General features: G+C 51.4%; 1 rRNA gene. It reads right to left on the reverse strand.

The window, feature by feature from the left end:
- Positions 1–209: 209 nt before the first annotated feature.
- Positions 210–3,564 (reverse strand): 23S ribosomal RNA (locus tag AO240_RS06210); the annotation flags it as partial.

Below are 3,564 nucleotides of genomic sequence, written 5' to 3' on the forward strand. Positions count from 1 at the left end.
CCTGATGGCCTCGCTTCAGCAAATTGGGTATGTGACAGCTTTCGGTGTTTTGTGAGATCGAACTTTCGGTTCTATCGTCTTCACATACCGCAATCTGGCCTTTCGACGCAAATTGCTTGGGTGTTATATGGTCAAGCCTCACGGGCAATTAGTATTGGTTAGCTCAACGCCTCACAGCGCTTACACACAGCAAATTGCTTGGGTGTTATATGGTCAAGCCTCACGGGCAATTAGTATTGGTTAGCTCAACGCCTCACAGCGCTTACACACCCAACCTATCAACGTCGTAGTCTTCGACGGCCCTTCAGGGAACTCAAGGTTCCAGTGAGATCTCATCTTGAGGCTAGTTTCCCGCTTAGATGCTTTCAGCGGTTATCTATTCCGAACATAGCTACCCGGCAATGCCACTGGCGTGACAACCGGAACACCAGAGGTTCGTCCACTCCGGTCCTCTCGTACTAGGAGCAGCCCCTCTCAAATCTCAAACGTCCACGGCAGATAGGGACCGAACTGTCTCACGACGTTCTAAACCCAGCTCGCGTACCACTTTAAATGGCGAACAGCCATACCCTTGGGACCGGCTTCAGCCCCAGGATGTGATGAGCCGACATCGAGGTGCCAAACACCGCCGTCGATATGAACTCTTGGGCGGTATCAGCCTGTTATCCCCGGAGTACCTTTTATCCGTTGAGCGATGGCCCTTCCATACAGAACCACCGGATCACTAAGACCTACTTTCGTACCTGCTCGACGTGTCTGTCTCGCAGTCAAGCGCGCTTTTGCCTTTATACTCTACGACCGATTTCCGACCGGTCTGAGCGCACCTTCGTACTCCTCCGTTACTCTTTAGGAGGAGACCGCCCCAGTCAAACTACCCACCATACACTGTCCTCGATCCGGATAACGGACCTGAGTTAGAACCTCAAAGTTGCCAGGGTGGTATTTCAAGGTTGGCTCCACGCGAACTGGCGTCCACGCTTCAAAGCCTCCCACCTATCCTACACAAGCAAATTCAAAGTCCAGTGCAAAGCTATAGTAAAGGTTCACGGGGTCTTTCCGTCTAGCCGCGGATACACTGCATCTTCACAGCGATTTCAATTTCACTGAGTCTCGGGTGGAGACAGCGCCGCCATCGTTACGCCATTCGTGCAGGTCGGAACTTACCCGACAAGGAATTTCGCTACCTTAGGACCGTTATAGTTACGGCCGCCGTTTACCGGGGCTTCGATCAAGAGCTTCGCGTTAGCTAACCCCATCAATTAACCTTCCGGCACCGGGCAGGCGTCACACCCTATACGTCCACTTTCGTGTTTGCAGAGTGCTGTGTTTTTAATAAACAGTCGCAGCGGCCTGGTATCTTCGACCGGCATGAGCTTACGGAGCAAGTCCTTCACCCTCACCGGCGCACCTTCTCCCGAAGTTACGGTGCCATTTTGCCTAGTTCCTTCACCCGAGTTCTCTCAAGCGCCTTGGTATTCTCTACCCAACCACCTGTGTCGGTTTGGGGTACGGTTCCTGGTTACCTGAAGCTTAGAAGCTTTTCTTGGAAGCATGGCATCAACCACTTCGTCGTCTAAAAGACAACTCGTCATCAGCTCTCGGCCTTAACCTGTGTCGGTTTGGGGTACGGTTCCTGGTTACCTGAAGCTTAGAAGCTTTTCTTGGAAGCATGGCATCAACCACTTCGTCGTCTAAAAGACAACTCGTCATCAGCTCTCGGCCTTAGAATCCCGGATTTACCTAAGATTCCAGCCTACCACCTTAAACTTGGACAACCAACGCCAAGCTGGCCTAGCCTTCTCCGTCCCTCCATCGCAATAACCAGAAGTACAGGAATATTAACAGCCTACCACCTTAAACTTGGACAACCAACGCCAAGCTGGCCTAGCCTTCTCCGTCCCTCCATCGCAATAACCAGAAGTACAGGAATATTAACCTGTTTTCCATCGACTACGCTTTTCAGCCTCGCCTTAGGGACCGACTAACCCTGCGTCGATTAACGTTGCGCAGGAAACCTTGGTCTTTCGGCGTGGGTGTTTTTCACACCCATTGTCGTTACTCATGTCAGCATTCGCACTTCTGATACCTCCAGCAAGCTTCTCAACTCACCTTCACAGGCTTACAGAACGCTCCTCTACCGCATCACCTAAGTGATACCCGTAGCTTCGGTGTATGGTTTGAGCCCCGTTACATCTTCCGCGCAGGCCGACTCGACTAGTGAGCTATTACGCTTTCTTTAAAGGGTGGCTGCTTCTAAGCCAACCTCCTAGCTGTCTAAGCCTTCCCACATCGTTTCCCACTTAACCATAACTTTGGGACCTTAGCTGACGGTCTGGGTTGTTTCCCTTTTCACGACGGACGTTAGCACCCGCCGTGTGTCTCCCATGCTCGGCACTTGTAGGTATTCGGAGTTTGCATCGGTTTGGTAAGTCGGGATGACCCCCTAGCCGAAACAGTGCTCTACCCCCTACAGTGATACATGAGGCGCTACCTAAATAGCTTTCGAGGAGAACCAGCTATCTCCGAGCTTGATTAGCCTTTCACTCCGATCCACAGGTCATCCGCTAACTTTTCAACGGTAGTCGGTTCGGTCCTCCAGTTAGTGTTACCCAACCTTCAACCTGCCCATGGATAGATCGCCCGGTTTCGGGTCTATTCCCAGCGACTAGACGCCCTATTAAGACTCGCTTTCGCTACGCCTCCCCTATTCGGTTAAGCTCGCCACTGAAAATAAGTCGCTGACCCATTATACAAAAGGTACGCAGTCACCACTCGCTTTCGCTACGCCTCCCCTATTCGGTTAAGCTCGCCACTGAAAATAAGTCGCTGACCCATTATACAAAAGGTACGCAGTCACCTAACAAGTAGGCTCCCACTGCTTGTACGCATACGGTTTCAGGATCTATTTCACTCCCCTCTCCGGGGTTCTTTTCGCCTTTCCCTCACGGTACTAGTTCACTATCGGTCAGTCAGTAGAGGCTCCCACTGCTTGTACGCATACGGTTTCAGGATCTATTTCACTCCCCTCTCCGGGGTTCTTTTCGCCTTTCCCTCACGGTACTAGTTCACTATCGGTCAGTCAGTAGTATTTAGCCTTGGAGGATGGTCCCCCCATATTCAGACAAAGTTTCTCGTGCTCCGTCCTACTCGATTTCATGACTAAGAGATTTTCGCGTACAGGGCTATCACCCACTATGGCCGCACTTTCCAGAGCGTTCCGCTAATCTCAAAGCCACTTAAGGGCTAGTCCCCGTTCGCTCGCCACTACTAAGGGAATCTCGGTTGATTTCTTTTCCTCAGGGTACTTAGATGTTTCAGTTCCCCTGGTTCGCACCCCGTTCGCTCGCCACTACTAAGGGAATCTCGGTTGATTTCTTTTCCTCAGGGTACTTAGATGTTTCAGTTCCCCTGGTTCGCTCCATACACCTATGTATTCAGTGTAAGGTAACCATCTTATGATGGCTGGGTTCCCCCATTCAGACATCTCCGGATCAAAGTCTGTTTGCCGACTCCCCGAAGCTTTTCGCAGGCTACCACGTCTTTCATCGCCTCTGACTGCCAAGG

This window comes from Pseudomonas sp. ICMP 460, from assembly GCF_002723595.1.
GTDB lineage: Bacteria > Pseudomonadota > Gammaproteobacteria > Pseudomonadales > Pseudomonadaceae > Aquipseudomonas > Aquipseudomonas kitaguniensis.